Genomic DNA, 26,921 nt, shown 5'->3' with positions numbered 1-26,921 from the left:
TGCAGAAATAATCGCCCCGAACGAGCCGAAAGGGTCCGTCAGAAAGCTGACGAACCCTCATGCAAGATCGAGGACAATTATACCATGTTGGGCATAGTTTCCAGAGCTTCGAGCGGTCTGAACGCGCATTGGACGGCGGCGACGATGGCCGAGGAGTTCGGGCGGCTGCGGGAGGCCGCGTACGACCGGAGCGGGGTCGCGGCGGCCGATGCCGTGGTGGATCCGGGGCGGGTCACGGCGGGTCCAGGTTCGTGACGACGGCCAGGAGCTGGAAGGGCAGCTCCCCGTCCCACTGGGAGACGCCGAGGGCGACCCAGCGGTCCGCGCCGGGCGCCCGCCACAGGTCGAGGTCGGGCACATGCCCGCTGAGCGCGGCCCACGGCCGGCCGATGTCCTCGCCCCGCGTGGTCCGTTCCAGCACGCTGTACAGGCTGATGCGGTCCGGCGGCCCCCACCGCTCGGTGAGCCGAGCGCCGAGCCCTTCCCGGTCGGCCTCGTACTGCGTCCCGGTCTCCTCCCGCTGCGCGCCGCCGTCCTCCCAGAAGTCGCCGCTGGTCTGTAATTCCGCTATGTGATACCCGGGCCCGCTCTCGCCGTGCTCCGTCCTGCCGTGCTCCGCGGGGAATCCCCGGGTGCACAGCAGGTCGATGAGGGCCAGGTGCCGCGCGATGTCCATGGGAGCCAGTAAAGCGGGCACCACTGACAATTGGCGCTGTGTCAGGCGTCCCTCCGGTGCACGCACCACGCTCCCGCGAGCAGTGCTCCCGCCGTCCACAGCGCGGTCACCGCCAGTCCGGTCCACGGGCCGAGACCGCCGTCCCAGTCGCTGTGCAGGATCACTTGACCGGCCCGGTCGGGCAGGTAGTCGGCGGCGTTGCCGGACAGGTCGCCGACGACGAAGGAGACGATCAGGAGCAGCGGGATCAGCAGGCCCAGCGTGGCCGCTCCGCTGCGCAGCACGGCCGCGACCCCGGCCGCGAACAGCGCCATCAGCGTCAGGTAGATGCCGCACCCGACCGCGGCCCGCAGTCCCTCGGCCCAGGCCGGCCGGTTGGCTGAGGCCCCGAGCGCGGCGCGACCGACGAGCAGGGTCGCCGCCCCGGTGACCAGGCCGACGGCGAGGACGGGCAGCGCGATCGCGGTGGCCTTCGCCGCGAACCACCGGCGCCGGTCCGGAACCGCGGCCAGGGCCAGGCGCAGCGCGCCGCCCCGGAACTCGGACGATACGGCCGTCGCGCCGAACGCGATCGCCGCGATCTGTCCGAAGGAGATGCCGAAGAACATGGCGAACAGCGGGTCGTTGTCGTCGCCGTCGGCGGAGGCGAGCGCGCCGAAGGCGACGGTGGCGAGGAGCACCGCGCCCAGGCCGGCGACGAGCGAGCGCAGCGTACGGATCTTGATCCACTCGGCGTGGAGGGCGGGCTGGAACGTCGACGAGAACGACGGGAAGGACGAGAAGGACGGGAAGGACGAGAAGGACGGGAAGGACACGGTCATACCTCCTGCGGCTGGGCGGTGAACTCGGCCTCGGACGACGTCAGGTCGAAATACGCCTGCTCCAAGGTGGCCTCCTCGGTGGCGAGTTCGAGGGCCGGGATGCCCGCGTCGGCCATGAGGCGCCCGATGTCCTCCACGCGCGCGTTCCGCACGGTCCACTGACCGGCGTCGGTCGAGGCGGCGTCGTAGCCGTGCCGGGCGAGCAGGCCCGCGAGCGCCGTCCCGTCGGTTGTGCGGACCCGCACGCCGGGCCGTACGCGCGCGTGGATGAAGTCCTGCAGCGGGGTGTCCGCCAGGAGGCGTCCGCGGCCCAGGACGACGAGGTGGTCGGCGAAGGCCGCGGTCTCGTTCATGAGGTGGCTGGAGACCAGCACGGTGCGGCCCTCGCCCGCCAGCCGGCGCAGCAACGCGCGGATCCAGACGATGCCTTCGGGATCGAGGCCGTTCGACGGCTCGTCGAGGAGGACGACCCCGGGATCGCCGAGCAGTGCGGCGGCGATCCCGAGCCGCTGCCGCATGCCCAGGGAGTACGTCCTGACCCGGTGCCGCGCCACCGCCGCGAGCCCGGTCTCCTCCAGCACGGCGTCGACCCGGCGCACGGGGATGCGGTTGCTCGCCGCCAGGGCGCGCAGGTGGTCGCGCCCGGTGCGGGAGCCGTGCGCGGCCTGCGCGTCGAGCAGCGCGCCCACGTGACGCAGGGGCTCACGGAGTCCGGCGTAGGCACGGCCGCCGACCGTCGCGGTCCCGGAGGTCGGCCGGTCAAGGCCCAGGACGAGCCGCAGGGTGGTGGACTTCCCGGCGCCGTTGGGGCCGAGGAAACCGGTCACCAGGCCGGGGCGGACGCTGAAGGTGACATGGTCCACGGCCCGCCGGGCGCCGTACTCCTTGCTGAGGTCTCGTACGTCGATGCAGGTCATGGCACCACCCTGGCCGTGCGCGGGCGCCCGGTCCTCCCCCGCCGGTGCGGACCGTCTCCCCCGCCCGGGGGAGCCCGTTGTCGGTGGCACCTGCCACGATGTCCGGATGGCCCGCTTCCTGCGCCCGCTGCTGCGGGGGACGACGTACACGCGCTTTCTGCACCTGTGGGTGCCCGCGCTGATCGTCAGCGTGTGGCTGTTCGTCTCCCCGTCGACGCCGTGGGTGCCGGCGGCCGTCCTGATCCCGGTGGGGCTCATCGGGGCGGTGCGGACCGGCGAGGGGGTGCAGGCGCGGCTGCTGCTGACACCCGGCGAGGAGGAGCCGGGCATCTCGGTGACGCCGTCGGCGACATGGCGGGACAGGCTGCGCACCGTGCTGTGGCTGGAGGTTCGGATGGCCCTCACGGTGCCGGCGTCCGTCGCCACCGTGTGGCTGCCGGTCCTGACCTACCTGTTGATCCGGCTCGCCTCGGGGCACACCGTGCCCGAGGTGCCGGTACTGGACCGGGCGCAGCCGCACTGGGCCTACGGGCTGCTCGCCCCGCTCCCCCTGATCGCCCTGTACGGCGTGGTGGTGGGCCTCGGCGCGCTGGTCACCGCTCTCGCGCGCCGGCTGCTCGGCCCGTCCGCGGCGGAGCGCCTGGCCGCGCTGGAGGAACAGACCGAACAGCTCCTGGAGCGCACCCGCATCGCGCGCGAACTGCACGACTCCATCGGGCACGCCCTGACGGTGGCGGTGGTGCAGGCCGGGGCGGCGCGGGCGGCGGGCGATGCGGAGTTCACCGACCGGGCCCTCGGCGCCATCGAGGAGACGGGCCGGGCCGCGCTGGAGGACCTGGAGCGGGTGCTGGGCGTGCTCCGCGAGACGCAGCGCCCGGCGAGCGCCCGTCCGACGCTGGCCGACGCCGACGGGCTCCTGGAGTCGGCGCGTGCCTCGGGTGCCAAGGTCGACGCGGACGTGACCGGTCCCCTGGAGACGGTCCCGGGTCCGGTGTCCCGGGAGGGCTACCGCATCCTCCAGGAGGCGCTGACCAATGTGCTGCGGCACGCGGGGGGCGTGCCGGTCCTGGTCCGGGTCACGGTGGCGGACGGCACGCTCGCCCTGGAGGTGCGCAATCCGCTGACGGCCGCGGTGTCCGGTGCCGGCCGGGGCAGCGGCCTGCGCGGCATACGCGAGCGCGCGGCCCTGCTCGGGGGCAGCGCGCGCACGGGTCCGGACGCGGGCGACTGGCAGGTGCGCGTGGAGCTGCCGGTGCGCTGATCTACGCTGGCCGGATGCCGGTCACCGTTCTGATCGTCGATGACGAACCCCTGGTCCGCGCGGGGCTGCGCGCGGTCCTCGATGCGCAGCCCGACATCGAGGTGGTCGGGGAGGCGGCGGACGGCGCGGCGGTGATCCCTCTGGTGCGGCGGTTGCGGCCGGACGTGGTCGCCATGGACGTCAGGATGCCGCTCCTGGACGGGATCGAGGCCACGCGCGCGGTGCTGCGCACCGTGGCCGATCCGCCGAAGATCCTGGTGGTGACCACATTCGAGAACGACGAGTACGTGTACGAGGCGCTGCGTGCCGGTGCCGACGGGTTCTTGCTGAAGCGGGCACGGCCCGCGGAGATCGTGCACGCGGTGCGGCTGGTCGCCGAGGGCGAGTCGCTGCTGTTCCCGGCGTCGGTGCGGCAGCTCGCCGCGCGCTACGGCGACGACGGGCACGGCAACCGTGCGGCGCGGGCCGCGCTGGAGCGGGCCCGGCTGACCGAACGGGAGGCGGAGGTGCTGCGGTTGATGGCCCGTGGGCTGTCCAACGCGGAGATCGCCGCCCGGCTGGTCGTCGGGACGGAGACGGTCAAGTCGCATGTGAGCGCCGTCCTGGCGAAGCTCGGGGCGCGCGACCGCACCCAGGCGGTGATCGCGGCGTTCGAGTCGGGCTTCGTCGCGCCGGGCTGAACGCCCGTGCGGCGCGCGGCAGTCGGCGCCCGGCACTCGCCGGGCCCCGCGGCGCCGAGTACGATCCGCCCAACACGCGCACGAGCTGGGAGGACGGACGGTGGGGCGGCTGACCGGCGGCGATCCCTCGCTGCTGCGAAGGATCAATTCCGCGGTGGTGCTGCACGCGATGCGTGCCACGGACTGCGCGACGCTCACGGAGATCACCCGGGTGACCGGGCTGTCCCGGCCGACCGTCGAAGGGGTCGTCGAAGGGCTCATCGAAGCCGGCCTCGTGGTGGAGACGGCGGCCGAGGAGGGCGCCGCACGCCGTCAGGGGCGCCCCGCGCGGCGGTTCCGGTTCCGGGCCGAGGCCGGCCATCTGCTGGGCCTGGAGATCGGCGCGCACCGTGTCGCGGCGCTCCTGTCCGACCTGGACGGCCGGGTGCTGGGCGCGCAGGCCAAGGACGTCGACGAGCGGGCCGATGCGGACGAGCGGCTGGAGCGGCTGCGGACCGCCGTGGCCGAGCTGTTGCGGCGGGCCGGGGTGGCGCGCGGCTCGCTGCGGGCCGTCGGGGTCGGCACGCCGGGGATCGTGGAGGCCGACGGCACCGTACGGCTGGGCACGGCGCTGCCGCAGTGGACGGGCCTGCGGCTCGGCGAGCGGCTGAGCCGTTCCTTCAAGTGCCCGGTGCTGGTGGAGAACGACGCCAACGCGGCCGCCGTCGCCGAGCACTGGAAGGGCGCGGCGACCGACTCGGACGACGTGGTGTTCGTGCTGGCCGGGCTGAGCCCGGGCGCCGGTGCGCTGATCGGCGGGCGGCTGCACCGTGGGTTCGGCGGGGCGGCCGGGGAGATCGGCGCGCTGCACCTGCTGGGCCGTGAGGTGACCCCGGAGACGCTGCTGTCCACCACGGACCAGCCGCTGCATCCGCTGGACGAACAGGCGGTCGCCGAGGTGTTCGCGCTCGCGCGCAAGGGCGACCTGCGGGCGCGGGCCGCCGTGGACCGGTTCATCCAGCGGCTCGTGCACGATGTGGCGGCGCTGGTCCTGGCGCTCGATCCGGAGCTGGTCGTGATCGGCGGCTGGGCGGCCGGCCTGGACGGCGTCCTGGAACCGCTGCGCCATGAACTCGCCCGCTACTGTCTGCGCCCGCCGAAGGTCACCCTCTCCCTGCTCGGTGAGGCGGCCGTGCCCATGGGTGCGCTGCGGCTCGCCCTCGACCATGTGGAGGAGCAGTTGTTCGCGGTGGAGGGCACGGCGACGGCCCGGCGGTGATCCGTCGGCTACGACGTCTGTTACGAAGCCTGCCGTTCGGGTCCGTGGTGGATCTCCACCTTGCCCGAGTCACCGAAGGTGAGGCGGCAGGTGTCGGCGCGGTACAGGGCGACGGAGAGCGCCGCCGTGCGGCCCTCGGCGAAGAAGCGCGTCGTGACGACCAGCACGGGCGCCCCGGGGAGCCGGTCCAGTTCCTTGGCGTCGTCCGCGCCGGCCGAGCCGAGTTCCACGGCGCGGTCCTCGCCCTCCAGGTCCAGGCGCTGCAGTTCGCGCAGCACGGCACGCGCGCGTGCCGGGCCGGCGGGGGCGTCGATCGCCGACAGGTCGGGCACCGAGGACACGGGGACGTAGAGCAGTTCGGCGGCCACCGGCCGGCCGTGAAAGACCCGGGTGCGGCGCACGGTGTGCACGGGCTCGTCGGCGCCGGTCTCCAGGGCCGTGGCGACGGCCGCGGGCGGCACAGCCTGCGTGCAGTCGGTGCTCTGCCAGGCGTCTTCCGCGGCGCCCGGCCAGGCGTGCTGTTCGGTGCCGACGGCGACGCCGACGCGCGGCGGGGCGACAGTCGTGCCGACACCGCGGCGGCGCTGGAGCCGGCCTTCCAGTTCGAGCTGTTCGAGGGCCTGGCGGAGCGTGGCGCGGGCCACGCCGAAGCGGGCCGCGAGGTCCCGCTCGTTGGGCAGGATCTCACCGACCGAGAACTCGGAGTCCAAAGCCTCACTGAGCACGGTCCTGAGATGCCAGTACTTCGGTTCCGGCACCGATTCCAGCTGCGTGGTCCCCACCCTGTCCTCCGCGATCGCCGTGGTCCGGCGGCGTTTTAGCGCCCTTGTTTATTAAAGGTTGTTGCACTTATCAGCGACGATAGGGCGGCGCTCACCCTTGGTCAAGACCAATCCTCGGTCCCTGGGGCGGCACGGGGGCCCGCCGCAGCGGAGCGTTCATGGACCGTTCGCACTCGGCCGCTGTCGTGACATGCCGGCAAAGCCCCCGTCGCAGGGGGCTTCGGGGCGGAGCGGATCAGCGCCCGGCCAGGGACCGCAACTTGTCGGGGTTGCGCACGAGGTACACCGTGCGGACGACGCCGTCGGCCACGTCCAGTTGCATGACGGTGTCGGGCTTGTCGCCGCTGAGGGCGAGCACCGCGACGCCGCCGTTGGCCTCCAGGAGACGGACGGACAGCCTGGGCGCCTCCGCGGCCGTGACCGCGACGAGGAAGCGGCCCACCTTGTCCGCCGTCTCCAGGACCCGCAGCGGCGCCTTCGCCTTGCCGCCGCTGTCGCCCACCAGGCGCACGTCCGGGGCGAGCAGGGACATCAGCGCCGCGAGGTCGCCGTCGGCCGCGGCGGCGAGGAACCGCTTCGTCAGATCCCGGCGCTCGGCCGGGTCGACCCTATAGCGCGGCCGTCGCTCGTCGACGTGCCGGCGGGCCCGCGCGGCGAGCTGGCGCACCGCCGCCTCGCCGCGGTCGAGCACGGCCGCGATCTCGGCGTACGGATAGCCGAATGCCTCCCGGAGGACGAACACGGCGCGTTCCAGGGGCGACAGGGACTCCAGGACGACGAGGACGGCGAGGGAGACGGAGTCGGCGAGCACCGCGCGTTCGGCGCCATCCGGGGCGCTGTCCGCGAAGTCGGTGATGTACGGCTCCGGGAGCCATGGCCCGACGTACGCCTCGCCTCGCGCGCGGATCTCGCGCAGCCGGTCGACGGCCAGCCGTGTGGTGATGCGCACCAGGTACCCGCGCGGCTCGCGCACCTGGCCGTGGTCGGCGCCGGACCAGCGCAGCCAGGCGTCCTGGACGACGTCCTCCGCGTCGGTCACGCGTCCGAGCATGCGGTAGGCGACTCCCATGAGGACGGGTCGGTGCGCTTCGAAGACGTCGGTCGGAGTGTCGGCGCTCACGGCCCCATCCCATCCAATGCGGCCCGTGATTGTCCAGGCGAGCGCGGAGGCCGGGGCGGGCGCGGCGCGTTGTGCCGGGGCGGCGGAACACGCGGGCACCGGGGGCTACCTGTGGGTAGTAATTGCTGACAAGCTGTCTACCACTGCCCGCAGGCCCGTCCCAGACGAGGAGCACTCCATGTCCGCGACCGTCTCCTTCGAGGTCCCCACCGCGCACGGCCCACGGGGCGTCACCGTCTCCTACGCGCGCGTGGGGCACGGCGAACCGCTGGTCCTGCTGCACGGCATCGGCCACCACCGGCAGGCGTGGGACCCGTTGGTGGACATCCTCGCCGTGGAACGCGACGTGATCGCCGTGGATCTGCCCGGGTTCGGCGCCTCCCCGGGCCTGCCGGACGGCCTCGCCTACGACCTGCCGACGACCAACGTCGTCCTCCGGGCGCTGTTCGAGGCCCTGGGGCTGGACCGCCCGCATGTGGCCGGGAACTCGCTGGGCGGGCTGCTCGCCCTCGAACTGGGCCGCGAGAAGCTTGTACGGTCCGTCACCGCGCTGTCCCCCGCCGGATTCTGGTCGCCGAGCGAACGGCGTTACGCCTTCGGTGTGCTGACGGCGATGCGGCGGGCCTCCCGGCAGCTGCCGCGGCCCCTGGTGGAGCGGCTGGCCCGGACGGCGGCCGGCCGCACCGCCCTGACGAGCACGATCTACGCCCGGCCCGCCCGGCGTTCACCTCAGGCGGTCGTCGCCGAGACGCTGGCGCTGGCGCGGGCCACCGGCTTCGACGCGACCCTGCGGGCAGGCAGCGCCGTCCGGTTCACCGACGACATCCCCACCGTCCCGGTCACGGTCGCCTGGGGCACCCGCGACCTGGTGCTGGTGCGCCGTCAGGGCATCCGTGCCAAGCAGATCATCCCCCGGGCCCGGCTGGTGCGCCTGCCCGGCTGCGGGCACTGCCCGATGAACGACGACCCGGCCCTCGTCGCACGCGTCATCCTCGACGGCAGCCGCCGACCAGGCCGGTAGAAGCGCCCCGGCGACGGCGCCCCACAGCGGCGCGGGGAACCGCGCGAGCAGCCACGACGTCCCCGCAGTCACCCACCGGCCATCACACCCCGCGCAGCGCCCGCCTCGCGGCGCGCTGCCTGGTGGCGCCGGGCCCCGCGGGGCCATGGAGGTGTCCTCCGGTTTCCGTGGCCGCCGGGCCAGTTGTTCACTTGTGGTTTCCGTGCCCGCTGCGGCACACCAGTAGGTGTGGCACTGCACACGGTCCGGTTCCCGACCCCCGGAGGCGCAGTCATGTCACACCGTTCCTTCCCCGGCCGCCGCAGCGTCCTGCGCGGCTCCCTCGCCGCGTCCGCGGCCCTGGCCCTGCCGGCCGCCGCCGGCGCCGCACCCGCGTTCGCCCTGTCGGGACGCCCGAAGGCGGGCTGGGGCGTGCAGGTCGGCGACGTGACCTCCGACTCCGGTCTGGTGTGGGTGCGCTCGGACCGGCCGGCCCGGATGGTGGTGGAGACCTCGGCCACCGAGTCGTTCCGCAACCCGCGCAGATGGCACGGCCCGCTGCTGGGCCAGGGCACCGACTTCACCGGCACCACCCAGCTGCGCGGCCTGCCGTCCGGCGAACAGATCCACTACCGCGTGCTGCTCGCCGACCCGGACGACCCGCGACGCACCGGCGAGCCGGTGACCGGCACGTTCCGCACCGTGTCGGCGCGCAGCCGCGACGGCGTGCGGTTCCTGTGGTCGGGCGACCTGGCCGGCCAGGGCTGGGGCATCAACCCCGACCTCGGGGGCTACCGGATCTATGACGCCATGGCGAAGCTGGACCCGGACTTCTTCCTGTGCAGCGGCGACAACATCTACGCCGACGGTCCGATCAGCGCCACCCAGGCCCTGCCCGACGGCCGGACCTGGCGGAACATCACCACCGAGGAGAAGTCCAAGGTCGCCGAGACGCTGGCGGAGTTCCGCGGCAACTTCCGCTACAACCTGCTGGACGACAACCTCAAGCGGTTCAACGCGCAGGTTCCGTCGATCATCCAGTGGGACGACCACGAGGTGCGCAACAACTGGTACCCGGGCCAGGTGATCGCGGACTCGGACGCCCGCTACACCGAGAAGAGCGTCGACGTGCTGGCGGCGCGCGCCCGGCGGGCCTTCAGCGAGTACTTCCCGATCCCGACGCTGCGGCCGGGCGCGAAGGAGGGCCGCGTCCACCGCGTGGTGCGCTACGGACCGCTGCTCGATGTGTTCGTCCTGGACATGCGGACCTACCGCAACGCCAACTCGCCCGACGACCAGACCGTGGACCCGCGGGGCATCCTCGGCCGCGAGCAGCTGGAGTGGCTCAAGCGGGAGCTGTCCCGGTCGCGCGCGGTGTGGAAGGTGATCGCCTCCGACATGCCGCTCGGCCTCGTCGTGCCGGACGCCACCGAGGGCAGGCCGAACATCGAGGCGGTGGCGCAGGGTGACCCCGGCGCTCCGCTGGGCCGTGAGCTGCAGATCGCCGAGCTGCTGCGGTACATCAAGCACCGCCGGATCACCGGCACGGTGTGGCTGACCGCCGATGTGCACCACACCTCGGCGCAGCACTACCAGCCGTCGCGGGCCGCGTTCACCGACTTCGAGCCGTTCTGGGAGTTCGTCTCCGGACCCCTCAACGCGGGTGCCTTCCCGGCCAGCGCACTCGACGGCACCTTCGGACCGGAGCGGGTGTTCGTGAAGGCGCCGACCGCGTCGAACGTCTCCCCCGCGGGCGGCTACCAGTTCTTCGGCGAGGTCGACATCGACGGCCACAGCGGTGAGCTGACGGTGCGGCTGCGCGAGCAGGACGGCACGGTGCTGTTCACCCAGCGGTTGCAGCCGGGCCGGGTCGGCCAGTAGGCGCGGCGGGAGCCCGCCGGGCGGCCGGCTCCCGTACCCTCGATGGCGTGCCGCGCACCGGCGTCATCCCCCGGTGCGCGGCGCGATCGGCGACGCCCGCCGACCCCGCCGAGCAGCGCTTCTTCGTCTCCTGACACCCCCTCAGACAAAGAGGCGGCAAAAGGCGAAGAAAAGGCGGAGAAAAAGGACAAAACCATGCTTTACCCATAAGTCACAGAGCGTTCGTGATCACGCAACACCGTTCCTTCACAGTGGGTGCATGACTGGAGACCTGTCGGATGTGACACGAGCCAGGCACGGGCGTCCCGTGCACCACTGGCGGCGGGACGTCGTGGAACTCGCCGCCCTCTTCACGGCCGTCGCGGTGGCGGACGTGGTGGCCAATCTGATCGGACACGGCCCCGACGGCCCGGCGCTGCTGATGATCGCCGCGGCGGCGCTGATCGCCACGGCGGGGTTCCACACCTGGTGGGCACGGCGCCACGGTCACGCACCTCCCCCGAGCCATACCGGCGCCCGGCCGGCCGCCGAGCCGCGGCGGGCCGGGCCGGCCGAACGGCCGGAGGAGACGCCCGGCGCCGTCGGCGGGGCGAGCGTGCTGTGGCGGATGCGGACGACGGTGCAGGACAGGCCCGGCTCGCTGGCCGCGCTGTGCACGGCCCTCGCGGGCCGCGAGGTCGACATCCTGAGCCTGCAGACGCATCCGCTGGCCGCGGGCACGGTGGACGAGTTCCTGCTGCGCTCCCCGGCGGACCTCACCGGCGCCGAGATCACCCGGGTGGTCTCGCTGGCCGGCGGCGCGCACACCTGGATCGAGCGGGCCGACGCCCACGATCTGGTCGACGCCCCCACCCGGGTCCTGGGCCTCGCCGCGCGCACCGCGCTGGATGCCGCGGAACTCCCGCTGGCACTAAGGCAGTTGCTGGGCCGCTGCACCATACGCTCGCTGCCCGCCGCACCGACCGACGACGCACGGGGACCGGAGGCGGTACCGGCCGAGGGGGCCCTGGAGGACACCGTGCTGCGGCTGCGCGCGCCGGAAGGCGGAGTGATCACCGTGGAACGGCCGTATCTGCCGTTCACCCCGGCCGAGTTCGCCCGGGCGCGGGCGCTGGTGGAACTGGACGCGCGGCTCGGCCCGCGGATCCCCCGCAGCCAGGACGTGCTGACACTGGCCGAGGGCAACGCGATCACCGTGCGACGGGCCGACCCGGACGATCTGGAGGCGGCGAAGGCGATGCACGCCCGGTGCTCGTCGCGGACCCTGGGGCTGCGCTACCACGGGCCGGTCCGGGACGCCGACCGCTACCTCAGCCATCTGCTCGGCCCGCGCTTCGGGCGGACGCTGGCCGCGCAGACCGCGTCGGGCCGCGTCGTCGGCCTCGGCCATCTGCTGTGGGACGGCGACGAGACGGAGGTCGCGCTGCTCGTCGAGGACGAGTGGCAGCGGCGCGGCATCGGCGGCGAACTCCTCGGCCGTCTGGTGTCGATGGCCGTCGAGGCGGGCTGCGAGAGCGTGTACGCCGTGACGCAGGCGTCCAACACCGGCATGGTCGCCGCGATGCGCGGCCTCGGTCTGCCGCTCGACTACCAGATCGAGGAGGGCACGCTCGTCATCACGGCCCGGCTTGACGCCACCCCGGTCGTCTCGCGACCGCCGTACGACGGCGCGCGGCGGCACTCCGGCGGCCCGGCCGGCCGCGACTGACCGCGGGCCGGGAGCGGCCGGTGCCCGCCCGGCGGCGGTCCGCGGGCCGCCGCCGGCGGCCGTGCCCCCGCCGGCTCCGTGGGACGGGGCGGCTCCGCGGTACGGGGCGGCTCGCCCGGGGGTGACGAGAACATCATCGCCGTATGAGGATGGACGGCATGTCTGAAACCAAGAGCCCGCTGCCCCGCGAGGTGGCCGACGCCTACGTCGACGCACTCGTCGCCCTGGACCCGGTCACCGGTACCTACCTCGGAGTGAAGGAGAGTTCGAGTCGGCTGCCGGACTTCTCACCGGCGGGCCGGCAGGCCCTGGCGGAACTGGCGCGGAACACCCTTGCCGCGCTCGCACAGGCCGAGCGGCGGCCCGGAGCGGACAGCGACGTGGAGCGGCGCTGCGCGCGTCTGCTGCGCGAACGGCTCACCGCCGAACTCGCCGTGCACGAGGCCGACGAGGGCCTGCGCGCGGTCGGCAACCTGCACACCCCGGGGCACGCCGTGCGCGACGTGTTCACCGTGACACCCACCCGGACGGAGGACGACTGGGCGGCGGTCGCCCAGCGACTGCGCGCGGTCCCGGCCGCGCTCGCGGGCTACCGCGAGTCGCTGGCCCTCGGCCTGGAACGGAAGCTGTACGCGGCCCCGCGCCCGACCGCCACCTTTGTCGACCAGCTCACCGAGTGGGCGGACACGGACGGCACGGGGCGCGGCTGGTTCGAGGACTTCGCCTCGGCCGGGCCCGAGGCCCTGCGCGCCGAGCTGGACGAGGCGGCCGGTGCGGCGACCGCCTCGGTGGTCGAGCTGCGGGACTGGATGCGGGACGTGTACGCGCCGGCCGTCGAGGGCGCCCCGAACACCGTGGGCCGCGAGCGGTACGCGCGCTGGTCGCGCTACTTCAACGGCACGGACCTCGACCTGGACGAGGCATACGCGTACGGCTGGGCCGAGTACCACCGCATCCTCGGCGAGATGCGCCAGGAGGCTCAGAAGATCCTGCCCGGCGCCGAGACGCCCTGGGTGGCGCTCGCCCACCTCGACGAGCACGGCGCGCACATCGAGGGCGTGGAAGAGGTCCGGGTCTGGCTCCAGGGCCTGATGGACCGGGCGATCGCGGAACTGGACGGCACGCACTTCGAACTCGCCGAGCGGGTACGGAAGGTGGAGGCGCGCATCGCCCCGCCCGGCGGCGCCGCGGCCCCGTACTACACGGCCCCCTCGGAGGACTTCTCGCGCCCCGGCCGCACCTGGCTGCCGACCATGGGGCAGACCCGGTTCCCGGAGTACGACCTGGTGTCGACCTGGTACCACGAGGGCGTGCCCGGGCACCACCTCCAGCTCGCGCAGTGGGCACATGTGGCCAAGGACCTCTCCCGCTACCAGGCGACCCTCGGCGGGGTCAGCGCCAACGCGGAGGGCTGGGCGCTGTACGCCGAGCGCCTGATGGACGAGCTGGGCTATCTGACCGATCCCGAGCACCGGCTCGGCTACCTCGACGCGCAGATGATGCGCGCGGCCCGGGTGATCGTCGACATAGGCATGCACCTGGAGCTGGAGATCCCGGCGGACTCGCCGTTCCACCCCGGTGAGCGCTGGACGCCGGAGCTGGCCGAGGAGTTCTTCGCCGCGCACAGCAGCCGGCCCGCCGACTTCGTGGAGAGCGAGCTGACCCGTTATCTGACGATCCCGGGTCAGGCGATCGGCTACAAGCTCGGCGAGCGGGCCTGGCTGCTGGGCCGCGAGAACGCGCGCAGGCGGCACGGCGACGCCTTCGACCTCAAGACCTGGCACATGGCGGCCCTGTCCCAGGGGTCGCTGGGCCTTGACGATCTGGTGGCCGAACTGTCCGCGCTCTGACAGACGGGCTGACCGACGGCACGGGCCGGCACCCGAGAACGGATGCCGGCCGCGGTGCGGAGCCACCGGTGGTGCGCACGCGTGCGTCGCGGGCACCACCGGCGGGCGGCCGGCGGGTTCAGTCCGGCAGCCTGCGCAACTGGACCAGGCCGAGCCAGGTCTCCGGTCCCGGCTGGGCGTGGGCCGCGCGCACCGCGTACCGGCCCGGTTCCAGCGCCACCCGCAGATGCTCCGTGCGGTCGGTCGCGGTGCCGGGCCAGGCCGAGTCGAACAGCACGACCGGGCCGGGCACCTGCCAGCTGACCTCGTTCTGCCACTCCGCCGCGTCGAGGGCTGCGGGGACGCCCGCCAGCAGTTCGTCCTCGGAACCGGCCGCGCTCCACCGTACGAAGGTGCCGTGGTCCGGCAGGAAGGACGTGGAGGCCGGTTCGTCGCCCAGTACGAGGGCCGCGCTGTCCCCGACCGGGAGCAGACCGACGTAGCCGTCGACCTCGCACGCCCGGTCGTAGTCGGTGGCCAGGTCCTCGCCGTCGGCCCCGGCCCAGAACGGCAGCACCGCCTCCGGGACCACGATCAGCGGGCCCCCGCCCGACTCCACCCACTCCACCGCGCCTTGATCCGCGTATCGCGCCATGGGCAGAACCTACACGGACAGCGACCGGCCGGGCCCACCGACCGGCCACCCGCCCGCTACGCCCCGAACTGCCCGGTCAGCAGCCGCAGTCGGCGTCCACCGGAGCGGTCAGCGGGTCGACGGGACGGCTCTCGCGGCCCCGCCGGGTGTCGTAGGGCAAGCCCTCGCGCACCCAGTACTCGAATCCGCCCAGCATCTCCTTGACCTGGTAGCCGAGTTCGGCCAGGGCGAGGGCGGCGCGGGTGGCGCCGTTGCAGCCGGGGCCCCAGCAGTACGTCACCACCGGCACGGATCTGTCCAGGAGCCGGCCGGCCCGCTCGGGGACGAGCGCGGTCGGCAGGTGGACGGCGCCCGGGACATGGCCCTGGTCGAAAGCCTCGGCGGAACGGGAGTCCAGCACGACGAAGCCGGGCTCGCCGGCCGCGAGGGCGGCGGCCACGTCGGAGACGTCGGCGTGGAAGGCGAGCGCGGCGCGGAAGTGGGCGACGGCCTCGGCCGGGGCGGCCGGGGGCACGCGCAGCACCGGGTCGACGGCGTTCGCGATGGTCATGAGCAGCCTTTCCGTCGGGTCGCCGGGCTTGGGCACGGCGGGAATCCATGACGGAAAATCTACGGTCGCCACGCCGGTGGCTGAAGGTGGATTCAGCGGTGCGGGGCTTGTCCGGCCGGGGAATCCCTGTTATTCCTCGACCATGACCATGTTTTCCCCCGACGCCACCGACTGGCGCATCCTCGATGTCCTGCAACGCGAGGGCCGGGCGAGCTTCGCCGAGCTGGCCCGGGCGGTATCGATGTCCGCGAGCGCCGTCACCGAGCGGGTGCGGCGGCTTGAGGAGGCGGGCGTCATCCGGGGGTATTCCGCCGTCGTGGATCCGGAGCGGGTGGGCCTGCCGATCCTGGCGTTCGTGCGCCTGCGCTACCCGAACGGCCACTACAAGCCGTTCCACGACCTGGTCGCCGTGACGCCGGAGATCCTGGAGGCGCACCATGTCACGGGCGACGACTGCTTCGTCATCAAGGTCGCCGCACGCTCGATGCCCCACCTGGAGGAGATCGCGGGCCGGATCGCCACCCTGGGCTCGGTCACCACAAACGTCGTCTACTCCTCCCCCCTCCCCCACCGCCCCTTGGGCCACTGACCGCACCAAGCGGACTCAGCCGCGGTCCGGCAGCGCCCAGAAGGGGCGCGAGGAACGGCGCGCCCAGCCACGACGCAGCCGCAGCCGACGACGGCATGTCAGGATCCCTGCAGCTGAGCCCTCAGCCGAGAACCCGCTCTCCCCTTCACCACCTCCAGCTGCGCGTGGATGCGGCGCCGCAGATCGGCGACATGGCTGACGATGCCGACGCTGCGGTCACGTTCCCGCAGCGAGTCGAGGACGTCCAGCACCTCGTCCAGGGTCTGGTCGTCGAGGCTGCCGAAACCCTCGTCGATGAAGAGGGTGTCCAGCCGGACCCCGCCCGCCTCGTCGGTGACGACGTCGGCGAGGCCGAGGGCCAGCGCGAGGGAGGCGAAGAACGTCTCACCCCCCGACAGCGTCGCCGTGTCGCGCTCGCGGCCGGTCCAGGCGTCGACCACATGCAGTCCGAGCCCGCTGCGGCCCCGTCCGGTGCGGTCGTCCGAGTGCACCAGGGTGTAGCGGCCCGCGGACATTCGGCGCAGTCGTACCGTCGCCGCGGCGGCGACCTGTTCCAGGCGGGCCGCCAGCACGTACGACTCCAGGCGCATCCGGCGTTCGTTGTCGGCGGAGGTGCCCGCGGTGAGGGCGGCGAGCCGGGCCACCCGGTCGTACTCCTCGCGCAGCGGCGCCAGCCCGCGCACGCCGTCGGCGGCGCGGGCGGAGAGCCGGTCGAGTTCGGCGCAGCAACGGGCGGCGGCGTCGCGTGCGGACGCGGCCTCGCGCAGCCGTCCGGCCGCCGAGGCCGCGGCGCGCTCGGCCGCTTCGACGTCGGCGGGCGGTCGCCGGGCGGCGGCGGCCGTGTCGGCCTCGGCGAGGATCGCGCGTACGGCGGCCTCCTCGGACTGCCGGGCGTCGAGGAGGTGCTGGAGTTCACGGTGGGCCGCGTCGTCGAGCAGGGCGTCCGCCGCGTCCCGGGGGGTGGCGAAGCCGGCGCGGTAGGCGGCGTCGGCCAGCCGGGCGTCGGCGTCCTTGAGCCTGCGGGCGCTGTCCTCGGCGGCGCGCGTGGCATCGGCGGCGTCGGTGAGCTGGGCCGTCTGCCGCTCCAGTTGCGCGGCGCGGGCCGCCACGCTGCCGGCGTCGCCGCGCGCCTGCGCCAACTCCTCCTCCAAAAGGGCGCGTTCCTGGTCGAGGGCGTCCCGCCGGGTGAGCCGGGAGGCGGCCCTGACCTCGGCCTGCTGACGGTCGGTGAGGCGTCGCTCGCGCTCCTGCTCGGCCCGCCGCAGCTCCTCGCGGGCGGCGTGCAGCCCGGACGCCGCCCGCCGCGCCCGCGTGTACTCCCGCTCCACCTCGTCCGCCTGTGCGGCCAGTTGCTCGGTGGGGGTGTCGCCCGCCTCGGCGGTCGCGGCGGCCAGCGCCTCCCGCACGACGCCCAGTCGGCGCTCGGACTCGGCGCGCCGTTCGTCGGCGCGCTGGTGGGCGGCCAGCGCCCGCTCCTCCGCCGCGCGGTCCACGTGCCCGGCGACCCTGCGGGCGGGCGCGGGGTGTTCGGTGGCGCCGCAGACGGCGCACGGTTCGCCGTCGGTGAGGTGCGCGGCGAGTTCCGCAGCGATGCCGTTCAGCCGCTGTTCCTTGAGGTCGAGCCAGTGGGCGCGGGCCGCCAGGGCGTCCCGTTCCGCCTCGCGCGCCCGCTGCCGCGCGGTTTCGGTGTCCCGGGCCAGCTGGTCCCGCAGCCGGGCCGCGTCGAGCCGGCGCCGGGCCGGTTCGCGCTGCACGGCGAGCTGTTCGGCGCGGGTGGCCGCCTCCTGGGCTGCTTCCAGCCGGTTCTGCAGTCCGGCGCGGGTGGCGTCCCAGCCGGCCAGCCAGGTCCCGACCTCCCGCAGCACCTCCTCGTCGGCGCGTTCCTGACGGTCAAGACCGGTGCGCTCGGCGAGGAGTTCGGCGAGCCGCTGCTCGGCGCGGCGCGCGGACTCCAGGCCGCCCAGTTCCTCGGCGGTCCGGCGGGCGGCGGCGGCGAGCCCCGCGGCACCGGCGTCCGCGAGGCTCTGCGGCAGCGGCCCGCGCGCGCGTTTCTCGGCTGCGGCGGTGAGCCGGTGCTCGGCCTCGGCGGCCTCCCGCAGTTCCAGGGCGGGCGCCACGGTCTCGGCCTTGCGGCCCCGCTCCATGCGGACCTGTGCCTCCCGGTGGGCGCCGGCCCGCTCCTTAAGGAGCGCGGCCCGCCGTCGCGCCCCGGCGAACCGGTCCTGGAGCCGGGCGAGTTCGCGTACGCCGGCGAGGGCCTTCTCGGCGGCGGCCTGGGCGGACTCGGCGGCGGTGAGCCGGCAGTGGGCGACGGTGAGCCGTTCCCGCGCGGTGCTGCGGGCGACGGCGGCGGCGCCCAGTACGGTCTCGGCCAGGCCGGGCTCGCCGGGGGCGAGTTCCGGCAGTTCCATGGCGTCGCCCGCTTCCTGCTGCATGCGGTGCGCGTCGGCGAGGAGCGCGGCGTCGCCCTCGCGGACCCGGGCCTCGGTGGCGCGGCGCCGTTCGGCGAGGCGTTTTTCGACGTCGGCGAAGCGCCGGGTGTCGAAGAGGCGGCCGAGCAGCCTGGCCCGCGCCTCGGCGTCGGCGCGCAGGAAACGCGCGAAGTCGCCCTGGGGCAGCAGGACCACCTGGCAGAACTGTTCCCGGCTCATGCCGAGCAGTTGGGTGATCTCCTCGCCGATCTCCTGGTGCGAGCGGCTGAGGTCCCGCCAGGTGCCGGCGGCCGGGTCGTAGCCGCGCAGCCATGTCTGGGCCTTGTCGAGGGTCGTGCCCGAACCACGCTTCTTGGGGCGTTCCCAGGGCGGCTGCCGGGTGATCTCCAACCGCCGTCCGGCGACGGTCAGTTCGAGACGGACCTCGGTGCGGGTCGCGGCGTCGGCGTGGTCGCTGCGCAGGGACAGGCCCTGGCCGACGTGCCGGGCGCCCGGCACGGAGCCGTAGAGCGCGTAGCACACCGCGTCCAGGACGGAGGTCTTGCCCGCGCCGGTCGGCCCGTGCAGCAGGAACAGGCCCGCGGCGGACAGTGCGTCGAAGTCGACGCTCTGGGAGCCGCCGAACGGTCCGAAGGCGGTCACGTCCAGCCGGTGCAGCCTCATCGCGCCACCTCGCGCAGCGTGTCGTCGGCGCGCACGGCGTCGAACGCCTCCCGCAGCACGGCCAGTTCCCGCTCGTCGGGGCCCGCGCCGCGCACATGGGCCACGAAGTCCTCGGCGATCTGCTGGTCGGCGCGGCCGGCCAGGCGCCGCGCGTACGACACGTCAGGGTCGTCCGGGGCCCGCTCGGGGGCGAAGACGAGGCTGAGGGTGTGCGGGAAGCGGCCGGTGAGCCTGGCCATGGGGTCGGCGGGCCGCACCTGGTCGGTGAGCGTGGCCTCGACCCAGGCCGTCTCGTGGCGGGCGAGCGCGGGGTCGGCGAGCAGGTCGTCCAGTTGGCCCCGGATCCGGGCGAGGGGGCGCGGCACCGGGCAGTCGACGCGCTCGGCGGCGACCGCGCCGTCGGCGCCGAGGTCGATGAGCCACATGCTCTTGCGGTGGCCGGCCTCGGAGAAGGAGTAGGCCAGCGGGGAGCCCGAGTAGCGCACGCGCGGGGAGAGGGTCTGGCAGCCGTGCAGATGCCCGAGCGCCACGTAGTCGACGCCGTCGAAGACGGCGGCCGGGACGGCGGCCACCCCGCCCACGGTGATGTCCCGTTCGCTGTCGCTGGTCTCGCCGCCGGTGACGAAGGCGTGCGCGAGGACGACGGATCGGGTGCCGGGTGCGCGGGCGGCGAGGTCGGCGCGCACCCGGTCCATGGCGGCGGCGAGTACGCTCTCGTGGCCCGCCCGGTCGACGCCGAACGTGTCCTTCACCAGGGCGGGTTCGAGGTAGGGCAGGCCGTAGAAGGCCACGTCCCCGTGGGCGTCGGCCAGCACGACCGGAGTGCCGCAGCCCGCCGGGTCGGTACGCAGATGGATGCCCGCGCGGTCGAGGAGCCCGGCGCCGACCCCGAGGCGGCGGGCCGAGTCGTGGTTGCCGGAGATCATCAGTGTGGGCACGCCGAGGCCGGCGAGCCGGTGCAGCGCGTCGTCGAACAGCTCGACCGCGGCGAGCGGGGGCACCGCCCGGTCGTACACGTCTCCCGACACGACCACCGCGTCCACGTCGCGCTCGCGCACGGTGGTGACGAGGTGTCCGATGAACTCGGCCTGGGCGTCGAGCAGGTTCACCCGGTGGAACGCCCGGCCCAGATGCCAGTCGGAGGTGTGCAGGAGTCTCATGATCCCCGAGACTAACGGCCGGGTCTGACATCACGGGCGGTTACTCCCGTACCGGCCCGTCACCGGCCGCACCCCGCGGACCCGTTGCGTCCGTTCGGCTCCGAGGGGCATGCCGCCCCGGGGGCATGTCGGCCCCCAGGGTCATGCGTCGCCGTACGCCTCGCCGCCCGCCTCGAAGCGGGCCGTCCCGGCGGTGGCGTCGGCCAGCCAGGCGCGGAAGGCGTCCACGTCGGCGTCCGGCAGGGCGATCTCGATGGCGACCGCCTCCCCGTACCGGACGTCGCGCACCGCGCGGCCGGTCGCGCGCAGGTCGTTCTGCACCTTGCCCGCACGCTGGTGGTCGACGGTCACGGTGCCCAGCCGGAAGCGGCGCCGGGTGCGGGTGCCCAGCTGGTCCAGGGCCTCGCCGACGGCGCCGCCGTAGGCCCGGATCAGGCCGCCCGCGCCGAGCTTGACGCCGCCGTAGTAGCGGGTGACGACGGCGACGACGTACCGCATGTCGCGCCGCAGCAGCATCTGGAGCATCGGGACGCCCGCGGTGCCGCCGGGTTCCCCGTCGTCACTGGCCTTCTGGACGGCCGCGTCGGCGCCGATGACGTACGCCCAGCAGTTGTGGGTGGCGTCGGCGTGCTCCTTGCGGACCGCGGCGACGAACTCCTGGGCCTCGCGTTCGGTGGCGGCCGGGGCGAGCGCGCACAGGAACCGTGAGCGATTGACCTCGGTCTCGTGCACGCCCGCGCGGGCGACGGTGCGGTACTCGTCCTGCATCCGGCCAGCCTAATCCGCCTTTCTCTTCGGCTTCCCCTTCGGCTTCCCCTGCCGCTTGCCGCGGGGGACCGTGACCGAGGTGAGAAGCGCGGTGCCGGGGGTGAGGGCCTGCCAGCCGGTGCCGTGCCAGGACAGGATCGCGACGGCCGACGTCGGGAACTTCCCGCGGACCACCTCCAGGGTGTCGTCCAGGCCGTCCCCGGCCAGGTCGAGGACCAGGTCCGCGAGGCCCGGGTTGTGTCCGAGCAGGAGCAGCGTCCCGACCTCGGGCGACACCTCGTGCACGACCCGCAGCAGGTCCGGCACGCCGGCCGCGTACAGCCGCGGCTCGAACCGGGCGGGCGGCGGGGTGCCCCACTGGGCGGAGGCGAGTTCCCAGGTGCTCCGGGCGCGCAGCGCGGTGGAGCACAGGGCGAGGTCGGGCAGGCAGTCGGCCTCGGCGAGGGCGCGGCCCGCGGCCGGGGCGTCGCGCCGGCCGCGCGGGGCGAGCGGGCGTTCGTGGTCAGCGACGCCTTCGGGCCAGGCGGACTTGGCGTGCCGCAGCACGACCAGGCGGCGCAGCGGGGCCGCGCCGGCGCTCACGCGGGGCTCCCGAGGTCGCGGACGAGGTCGAGGCCGAGCAGCCGGTCGGCGTGGGCGTATGTCTCGAAGCGGGCGCCGTCCGGCAGGTCGGCGGCCTCCGCGACTCCGTCCAGGACGTTCAGTACCCCGGTCACGTCCAGATCGTCCTCCCAGGCGGCCCGCAGCCGCCCGCGCACCTCGTCGGGGATCGGCCGGGACGGCTGCCGTGCCCAGTGGGCGACCGCCCGGCGCCAGCGGGCCAGCCTCCGCCCGGCCCGGTCCAGCGCGTCCGCGTCGAGGTGCACGGGGGTGTCCCGGCGGGTGGCGAGCAGCGCGAGGCGCAGTGCGGAGGGATCGTCGGGCGGCTCAGCGAAGGCGCCGGCCACCGCGGGAGCCGCAGCGGCAGGGTCCGCACGGATCGCGGGGGCGACGCCGACGACGACCCCGCCCTCGGGCAGCACACCGCTGTCCCCGGCCACGTGCACGATCTGCGCCTCGCCGAGGCCGGCGGCGAGGTCGCGGCCCTCCTCGAAGGGCCGGATGCCCAGGGCGGTGGCCGCCGCACGCAGCTCGGCCTGCCGCCGCCCGCCGGTGAGCAGGCACCACACGGGTGTGCCGCCGAGTTCCAGGGCGCGGACCAGCACGTCGGCGACGAGCAGCACCCGCAGGGCCGAGGTGTCCGAGCCCGACGCGTGGGCCTCGATGCGGGTCAGGCCCCGGCGGGCGGGGGCGGCGTCGACGGGTCGGCCGGTTCGGGCGTCGATGATGCGCAGCACGGGGCGAGCGTAGGCGGACGGAAGCCCGTACGCAGGACTTGGCGCCGAAACCGGACACCGTGGCGGCGAATGCGGTAGGCGGCGCGCGCCGGCCCGCCCCGGTGCCGTGCCGGGCCGGCGCGGGAATCACCGTACGGCGGGCACTGTTGCGCCAGGGACAGTTCCACGCCACGCCCGAGGAGGCCGCGACCGTGTACGGCGACGAAGCGACGATCCGCAGGATCCTGACCGAGCTGGGCGACACCTGGGCCGTCGTGGGCCTGTCCTCGAACCGGCGGCGCGCCGCCTACGGGGTGGCCGAGGTGCTGCAGCGGTTCGGCAAGCGCGTGGTCCCGGTGCATCCCAAGGCGGAGACGGTCCACGGCGAGCGCGGGTACGCCTCGCTCGCGGACATACCCTTCGCGGTGGACGTGGTGGATGTGTTCGTGAACAGCGATCTCGCCGGGCAGGTCGCCGACGAGGCGGTCGCCAAGGGCGCGCGGGCCGTCTGGTTCCAGCTCGGGGTGATCGACGAGGCCGCCTACGACCGGACCCGGGCCGCCGGCCTCGACATGGTCATGGACCGCTGCCCGGCCATCGAGATCCCCGCCCTGGGCCGGCGGGCTGGGTGACCTCTGTCTGACCGGACACCGTCATAATGGCCCGGTGACGTCACCCTCCCCCCGCACCGCGTCCGTGGAACGGCGGCCGGTCGTCGTCGTGGGCGCCGGGCCCGCCGGGCTCACCGTCGGCGGCATCCTGCGGGCCGCCGACGTCGACTGCGTGGTCCTGGAGACCGAGAGCAGGGAGTTCGTCGAGACGCGGCCGCGCGCGGGCGTCATCGAGGAGTGGGCGGTGCGCGAACTCGACCGGCGCGGGCTGGCGGCCGGTCTGCCGGCGCGGGCGCAGGCGCACGACACGTGCGAGTTCCGCTTCGACGGCGAGCGCCACCGGCTCCGCTACCACGAGCTGACGGGCCGTCACCACTATGTGTATCCGCAGCCGTTGCTGGTGACGGACCTGGTGCGCGAGTACGCCGATGTCCGCGGCGGCGACATCCGCTTCGGCGTCCGGGAGGTAGGGCTGCACGACCTGGAGACGGATCGCCCCTCGGTGTCGTACCTGTGCCCGAAGACGGGTGAACGCCGGGTGATCCGGTGCGACTTCGTCGCGGGGTGCGACGGCGCGCGCGGGGTGTCCCGTCAGGCGGTGCCCGCGTCCCGGGCGACGCTCGCGCGGCACGACCACGGCATCGGCTGGCTGGCGCTGCTGGCCGAGGCGCCGCCGTCCGCCGACTGCGTGGTGTTCGGCATCCATCCGCGCGGGTTCGCCGGGCACATGGCCCGCGGCCCCGGGGTCACCCGCTACTACCTCCAGTGCCCGCCCGGCGACGACCCGGAGAACTGGCCGCACGAACGGGTCTGGGCCGAGTTGCGGCAGCGGCTCGGTGCGGCGGGGGCGCCCGCGCTCACGGAGGGACGGCTGATCGAGAAGCGCGTGCTGGACATGCACGACTACGTGGTCCCGTCCATGGAGTCCGGGCGGCTCTTCCTCGCGGGCGACGCGGCCCATCTCACCGCGCCGATCGCGGCGAAGGGCATGAACCTGGCCCTGCACGACGCCTTCCTGCTGGGCGACGCGCTCGTCGCGCGCGTCACCCGCGGCGACGGCGCCGGCCTGGCCGGATACTCGGCGGCGTGCCTGCGGCGGGCGTGGGACTACCAGGAGTTCTCGCAGTGGCTGTCCGGCATCTACCACGGTCCGGCGTCGGGTGACCCGTACCAGGCGGCCACCGGCCTGGCACGGCTGCGCCGGCTGTTCACCTCCCCGGCCGCCGGGAGGGCGTTCGCGGAGCAGTACCTGGGCGCGGCCGACACGTACTGACCGCGTGCGCCGGCGGGCCCGGCCGGCGTCGGCCGGTCCGGCTCAACTCCCTTGTCCGGGGCGGGTTTCGGTGAGCCGGTGGTCCGCCACGTCCAGCGCCTCGGCCACCAGCCGGCGCAGATGGTCGTGGCGCAGCGAGTAGACCACCCGGCGGCCCTCCTTGCGCGTGTTCACCAGGCCGGCGAGCCGCAGCCGGGCCAGGTGCTGGCTGACGGCGGGCCGGGCCGCGCCGCACGCCTCGGTGAGCGTGCCGACATCGGCCTCCCCGGCCGTGAGGGCGTGCAGCAGGGCGAGGCGGGTGCGGTCGCCGAGCAGGGCGAGCAGGTCGGCCGCGACCGCGAACTGCTCCTCGCCGGGGGTGCGCGGGTGCGCATGCTGCGCAGGTGACAGGTGCATGCGTGCGCTCATACGCACATAATGGCGGCGTGGGCGTCGTGCGTCCACTCCCGCGCACCGGAAGGGGATCCACGTGAGCGACCGGCACCGGCACGAACACGACCACGGGCACGCGGACGGCCACGCCCACGACCACAGGCACGGGCACGCCGACGCCCACGACCACGGGCCCGCGGACGGTCACGGGCACGCGGACGGCGGCGAGCGGGGGCGCGGCCACGAGCACGCGCACCGGTACGGCCACGCGCACGACCACGACCCTGGCCACGGAGCCGGCCATGAACGCCGGCACGGGCACGACCACGGGCAGGACCACGGGCACGGGCCGTCCCGGCCGGTTTCCGGCCTGCGGCACCGCCTCGGTCATCTCCTCACCCCGCACTCCCACGACAGCGCCGGCAAACTCGACGCGGCCCTGGAGACCTCGGCCCGTGGCATGCGGGCGCTGTGGGTCTCCCTGGCGGTACTCGGTGCGACCGCGCTCGCGCAGGCCGTGGTGGTGGTCGCGTCCGGATCGGTGGCGCTGCTCGGCGACACGGCGCACAACGCGGCGGACGCGCTGACGGCCGTGCCGCTCGGCATCGCGTTCCTGCTCGGCCGCCGCGCGGCGAACCGGCGCTTCACCTACGGCTACGGCCGCGCCGAGGACCTGGCGGGCATCGCCATCGTGCTGACCATCACCGCGTCGGCGGCCTTCGCGGCGTGGACGGCGCTGGACCGGCTCCTCGACCCGCGCCCGGTGCAGCATCTGCCAGCCGTGGCCGTGGCCGCGCTGGTCGGCTGCGCGGGCAACGAGTGGGTGGCCCGCTACCGGATCCGGGTGGGGCGGGCGATCGGCTCCGCCGCGCTCGTCGCCGACGGCCTGCACGCCCGTACCGACGGCTTCACCTCGCTGGCCGTGCTGGTGGGCGCCGCCGGGTCCGCGCTGGGCTGGCAACTGGCCGACCCGCTGGTGGGGTTGGCGATCACCGCCGCCATCGCGCTGGTCCTGCGGGACGCCGCGCGCGAGGTGTTCCGGCGGGTGCTGGACGCCGTCGACCCGGCGCTGGTGGACCGGGCCGAGCGTGCGCTGCGCGCGGTGCCGGGCGTGCGCGGAGTGGGTGCGGTGCGGCTGCGCTGGATCGGCCATCGGCTGCGGGCCGAGGTGGCGATCGTGGTGGACGGCGACGCGACGGTCCGGCGGGCGCACGCGATCGCGGTCGACGCCGAGCACGCCCTGCTGCACGCCGTGCCGCGGCTGACGGCCGCCCTGGTGCACGCCGATCCGGCGCACGCGCCCGGCGAGGCGGACCCGCACCGGGCGCTGGCGCACCACATGACCGCCTGAGGTCAGGCGACGCCCAGCCCCTCCAGGACCACCGCGCCCGGCAGTTCGGCGAACGCCTTGCCCGGCACCAGCAGTTTGCCGCGCCGGCGACCGCTGCCGACCAGGACGTAGGGCAGGTCGACGACGGCGGAGTCCACCAGCACCGGCCAGCCGGCGGGCAGTCCGATGGGGGTGATGCCGCCGTACTCCATGCCGGTCTGCCCGGTGGCCGTGTCCATCGAGGCGAACGAGGCTTTGCGCGCGCCCAGTTGGCGGCGGACCACGCCGTTGACGTCGACCCGGGTGGTGGACGGCACGACGCACGCCGCGAGGGTCGTCTCACCGGCCCGCTTGCCCGCGACGACCACGCAGTTCGCGGACCGCTGAAGCAGGTCGCGACCGTAGTGCTCGACGAAGACGGCGGTGTCCGCCCACTCGGGCTCGGTGTCGACGTGCACGATCTGGTCGGCGGGTACGCTGCCGCGCCAGTGGCGCACGGCGTCGGCGACCGGGGCGATCAGCTCGTCGAGGCGGTCCGGAGCGGGGACGGCGGTGTCGAAGTCTCCGATGGGTGCGCGCATGTCCGCACGCTAACAGGCGCTCGCCGGGCCTCAGCGCACGGGCGGTACGGAGACGGTCATCACCATCTCCATCGGGACGTCGCTGGTGTTGCCGTACGTGTGCGCCGTGCCGGCGTCGAAGGACGCGCTCGCGCCGGCCGGGACGCGGTGCTCGACGCCGTCCACGGTGAGCGTCAGTTCGCCCGCCGTGACGTGGACGAGTTCCACCGTGCCGGCGGGGTGCGGGTCGGAGGGACTGCTCTCCCCCGGCATCAGCCGCCAGTCCCACATCTCCAGCGGGCCGGGTGCCTCGGCGCCCGCGAGCAGCCGGTTGTAGCTGCCGGCGTCGGTGTGCCAGAGCCGTACGGCCCGGTCCGCGGGGACGATGCGGACCGTGGGGCCCTGCGCGTAGTCGAGCAGGGTGGTGATGCTGACGCCGAGGGCGTCGCCGATCTTGACGACCGTGGCGAGGCTGGGGTTGGTGCGGGCCTGCTCGATCTGGATGAGCATGCCGCGGCTGACCCCCGCCCGGGCGGCCAGCGCGTCCAGGGTGAAGCCGCGCTCGGTGCGCCAGCGCTTGACGTTGCGCGCGAGGGACTGGGTCAGCAGATCAAGGTCCGACACGATACGTCCACTACTACGGTCCAATATTTCAAATGTCACAGTTTACTTGACTGAACTACGACTGCACTACGGCGCGATGCACCCG

Annotated in this window: 26 protein-coding genes and 1 pseudogene; 12 read left to right on the top strand and 15 right to left on the bottom strand. The window is 74.4% G+C overall.

Annotated elements, in window-relative coordinates; genetic code table 11:
• Positions 1–255, top strand: a pseudogene (locus AC27LF_RS30385) (hypothetical protein); the annotation flags it as partial.
• Here AC27LF_RS30385 and AC27LF_RS30380 read toward each other — a convergent pair.
• The 3 genes from AC27LF_RS30380 to AC27LF_RS30370 are packed head-to-tail and all read right to left on the bottom strand — an operon-like array spanning position 233 to position 2,414.
• Entirely contained in the window at positions 233–676 is a 444-nt protein-coding gene (locus AC27LF_RS30380; protein ID WP_479659744.1) for a hypothetical protein, read from the bottom strand. The pseudogene AC27LF_RS30385 and the gene AC27LF_RS30380 overlap by 23 nt on opposite strands.
• Positions 677–717: 41 nt before the next feature.
• Positions 718–1,497, bottom strand: a complete 780-nt coding sequence (locus tag AC27LF_RS30375) for an ABC transporter permease subunit (RefSeq protein ID WP_479659745.1) — start codon at positions 1,495–1,497, stop codon at positions 718–720.
• Positions 1,494–2,414 (bottom strand): ATP-binding cassette domain-containing protein, encoded by a 921-nt coding sequence (locus tag AC27LF_RS30370; RefSeq protein WP_479659746.1) that lies wholly within the window; start codon positions 2,412–2,414, stop codon positions 1,494–1,496. Before AC27LF_RS30370 ends, AC27LF_RS30375 begins: the two co-directional genes overlap by 4 nt.
• A 106-nt stretch (positions 2,415–2,520) precedes the next feature.
• On the opposite strand from AC27LF_RS30370, the gene AC27LF_RS30365 reads away from it, so the two are divergent.
• From AC27LF_RS30365 to AC27LF_RS30355, 3 genes are all read left to right on the top strand, one after another.
• Complete coding sequence (locus AC27LF_RS30365; RefSeq protein WP_479659747.1) at positions 2,521–3,675, top strand: sensor histidine kinase; 1,155 nt, start codon at positions 2,521–2,523, stop codon at positions 3,673–3,675.
• A gap of 14 nt (positions 3,676–3,689) precedes the next feature.
• Positions 3,690–4,355, top strand: coding sequence for a response regulator transcription factor (locus AC27LF_RS30360; protein WP_479659748.1), 666 nt, complete (start codon positions 3,690–3,692; stop codon positions 4,353–4,355).
• Positions 4,356–4,455: 100 nt separating this feature from the next.
• Entirely contained in the window at positions 4,456–5,613 is a 1,158-nt protein-coding gene (locus AC27LF_RS30355; protein WP_479659749.1) for an ROK family transcriptional regulator, read from the top strand.
• Between the two features lie 20 nt (positions 5,614–5,633).
• Here the strand turns inward: AC27LF_RS30355 and AC27LF_RS30350 are convergent, their stop codons facing one another.
• Together AC27LF_RS30350 and AC27LF_RS30345 are read right to left on the bottom strand one after the other, a co-directional pair.
• Positions 5,634–6,395, bottom strand: a complete 762-nt coding sequence (locus tag AC27LF_RS30350) for a GntR family transcriptional regulator (RefSeq protein ID WP_479659750.1) — start codon at positions 6,393–6,395, stop codon at positions 5,634–5,636.
• A 235-nt stretch (positions 6,396–6,630) separates the two neighbouring features.
• Positions 6,631–7,515 (bottom strand): RNA polymerase sigma-70 factor, encoded by an 885-nt coding sequence (locus AC27LF_RS30345; RefSeq protein ID WP_479659751.1) that lies wholly within the window; start codon positions 7,513–7,515, stop codon positions 6,631–6,633.
• A 178-nt stretch (positions 7,516–7,693) separates the two neighbouring features.
• Between AC27LF_RS30345 and AC27LF_RS30340 the strand changes: the two genes are divergently transcribed.
• The 4 genes from AC27LF_RS30340 (at position 7,694) to AC27LF_RS30325 (ending at position 13,954) form a co-directional block, all read left to right on the top strand.
• The gene (locus AC27LF_RS30340; protein ID WP_479659752.1) at positions 7,694–8,536 is read left to right on the top strand and encodes an alpha/beta fold hydrolase; all 843 of its coding nucleotides are present in this window, start codon (positions 7,694–7,696) and stop codon (positions 8,534–8,536) included.
• A 273-nt stretch (positions 8,537–8,809) separates the two neighbouring features.
• The gene (locus AC27LF_RS30335) at positions 8,810–10,396 is read left to right on the top strand and encodes an alkaline phosphatase D family protein (protein ID WP_479659753.1); all 1,587 of its coding nucleotides are present in this window, start codon (positions 8,810–8,812) and stop codon (positions 10,394–10,396) included.
• A 259-nt stretch (positions 10,397–10,655) separates the two neighbouring features.
• The gene (locus AC27LF_RS30330) at positions 10,656–12,104 is read left to right on the top strand and encodes a GNAT family N-acetyltransferase (RefSeq protein ID WP_479659754.1); all 1,449 of its coding nucleotides are present in this window, start codon (positions 10,656–10,658) and stop codon (positions 12,102–12,104) included.
• 158 nt (positions 12,105–12,262) lie between these two features.
• Positions 12,263–13,954, top strand: coding sequence for a DUF885 domain-containing protein (locus AC27LF_RS30325; RefSeq protein ID WP_479659755.1), 1,692 nt, complete (start codon positions 12,263–12,265; stop codon positions 13,952–13,954).
• Positions 13,955–14,072: 118 nt separating this feature from the next.
• Here the strand turns inward: AC27LF_RS30325 and AC27LF_RS30320 are convergent, their stop codons facing one another.
• Together AC27LF_RS30320 and AC27LF_RS30315 are read right to left on the bottom strand one after the other, a co-directional pair.
• Positions 14,073–14,588 (bottom strand): immunity 21 family protein, encoded by a 516-nt coding sequence (locus AC27LF_RS30320; protein WP_479659756.1) that lies wholly within the window; start codon positions 14,586–14,588, stop codon positions 14,073–14,075.
• A gap of 76 nt (positions 14,589–14,664) precedes the next feature.
• Entirely contained in the window at positions 14,665–15,138 is a 474-nt protein-coding gene (locus AC27LF_RS30315; protein ID WP_479659843.1) for a rhodanese-like domain-containing protein, read from the bottom strand.
• A 142-nt stretch (positions 15,139–15,280) separates the two neighbouring features.
• Between AC27LF_RS30315 and AC27LF_RS30310 the strand changes: the two genes are divergently transcribed.
• Complete coding sequence (locus AC27LF_RS30310; protein WP_479659757.1) at positions 15,281–15,727, top strand: Lrp/AsnC family transcriptional regulator; 447 nt, start codon at positions 15,281–15,283, stop codon at positions 15,725–15,727.
• Between the two features lie 98 nt (positions 15,728–15,825).
• Here the strand turns inward: AC27LF_RS30310 and AC27LF_RS30305 are convergent, their stop codons facing one another.
• The 5 genes from AC27LF_RS30305 to AC27LF_RS30285 form a co-directional block, all read right to left on the bottom strand.
• Positions 15,826–18,822 carry an AAA family ATPase gene (locus tag AC27LF_RS30305; protein ID WP_479659758.1) on the bottom strand — a complete coding sequence of 999 codons (2,997 nt, stop codon included), beginning with the start codon at positions 18,820–18,822 and terminating at the stop codon, positions 15,826–15,828.
• Complete coding sequence (locus AC27LF_RS30300; RefSeq protein WP_479659759.1) at positions 18,819–19,982, bottom strand: exonuclease SbcCD subunit D; 1,164 nt, start codon at positions 19,980–19,982, stop codon at positions 18,819–18,821. Before AC27LF_RS30300 ends, AC27LF_RS30305 begins: the two co-directional genes overlap by 4 nt.
• A gap of 141 nt (positions 19,983–20,123) precedes the next feature.
• A complete protein-coding gene (locus AC27LF_RS30295; RefSeq protein ID WP_479659760.1) occupies positions 20,124–20,750 on the bottom strand; it encodes a YigZ family protein in 627 nt (208 codons plus the stop codon).
• Between the two features lie 9 nt (positions 20,751–20,759).
• Positions 20,760–21,332 (bottom strand): SixA phosphatase family protein, encoded by a 573-nt coding sequence (locus tag AC27LF_RS30290; protein ID WP_479659761.1) that lies wholly within the window; start codon positions 21,330–21,332, stop codon positions 20,760–20,762.
• Positions 21,329–22,087 (bottom strand): hypothetical protein, encoded by a 759-nt coding sequence (locus AC27LF_RS30285; protein WP_479659762.1) that lies wholly within the window; start codon positions 22,085–22,087, stop codon positions 21,329–21,331. The genes AC27LF_RS30290 and AC27LF_RS30285 overlap by 4 nt, the downstream gene beginning before the upstream one ends.
• A 191-nt stretch (positions 22,088–22,278) precedes the next feature.
• Here AC27LF_RS30285 and AC27LF_RS30280 point away from each other — a divergent pair, with 191 nt between their 5' ends.
• Positions 22,279–22,698 carry a CoA-binding protein gene (locus tag AC27LF_RS30280; protein ID WP_479659844.1) on the top strand — a complete coding sequence of 140 codons (420 nt, stop codon included), beginning with the start codon at positions 22,279–22,281 and terminating at the stop codon, positions 22,696–22,698.
• Between the two features lie 34 nt (positions 22,699–22,732).
• The gene (locus AC27LF_RS30275) at positions 22,733–23,950 is read left to right on the top strand and encodes a 4-hydroxybenzoate 3-monooxygenase (RefSeq protein WP_479659763.1); all 1,218 of its coding nucleotides are present in this window, start codon (positions 22,733–22,735) and stop codon (positions 23,948–23,950) included.
• Between the two features lie 42 nt (positions 23,951–23,992).
• Here the strand turns inward: AC27LF_RS30275 and AC27LF_RS30270 are convergent, their stop codons facing one another.
• Positions 23,993–24,358 (bottom strand): ArsR/SmtB family transcription factor, encoded by a 366-nt coding sequence (locus tag AC27LF_RS30270; protein ID WP_479659764.1) that lies wholly within the window; start codon positions 24,356–24,358, stop codon positions 23,993–23,995.
• Between the two features lie 61 nt (positions 24,359–24,419).
• On the opposite strand from AC27LF_RS30270, the gene AC27LF_RS30265 reads away from it, so the two are divergent.
• Positions 24,420–25,673 (top strand): cation diffusion facilitator family transporter, encoded by a 1,254-nt coding sequence (locus AC27LF_RS30265; protein ID WP_479659765.1) that lies wholly within the window; start codon positions 24,420–24,422, stop codon positions 25,671–25,673.
• A gap of 2 nt (positions 25,674–25,675) precedes the next feature.
• Here AC27LF_RS30265 and AC27LF_RS30260 read toward each other — a convergent pair whose 3' ends face one another.
• Complete coding sequence (locus tag AC27LF_RS30260) at positions 25,676–26,233, bottom strand: YbaK/EbsC family protein (RefSeq protein ID WP_479659766.1); 558 nt, start codon at positions 26,231–26,233, stop codon at positions 25,676–25,678.
• A 30-nt stretch (positions 26,234–26,263) separates the two neighbouring features.
• Positions 26,264–26,836, bottom strand: a complete 573-nt coding sequence (locus tag AC27LF_RS30255; protein ID WP_479659767.1) for an XRE family transcriptional regulator — start codon at positions 26,834–26,836, stop codon at positions 26,264–26,266.
• Between the last annotated feature and the right edge of the window lie 85 nt (positions 26,837–26,921).

It is taken from the genome of Streptomyces diversicolor, assembly GCF_057537855.1.
Note: the sequence above shows the minus strand (reverse complement) of the source record. Positions and strands in the feature narration are given on the sequence as shown.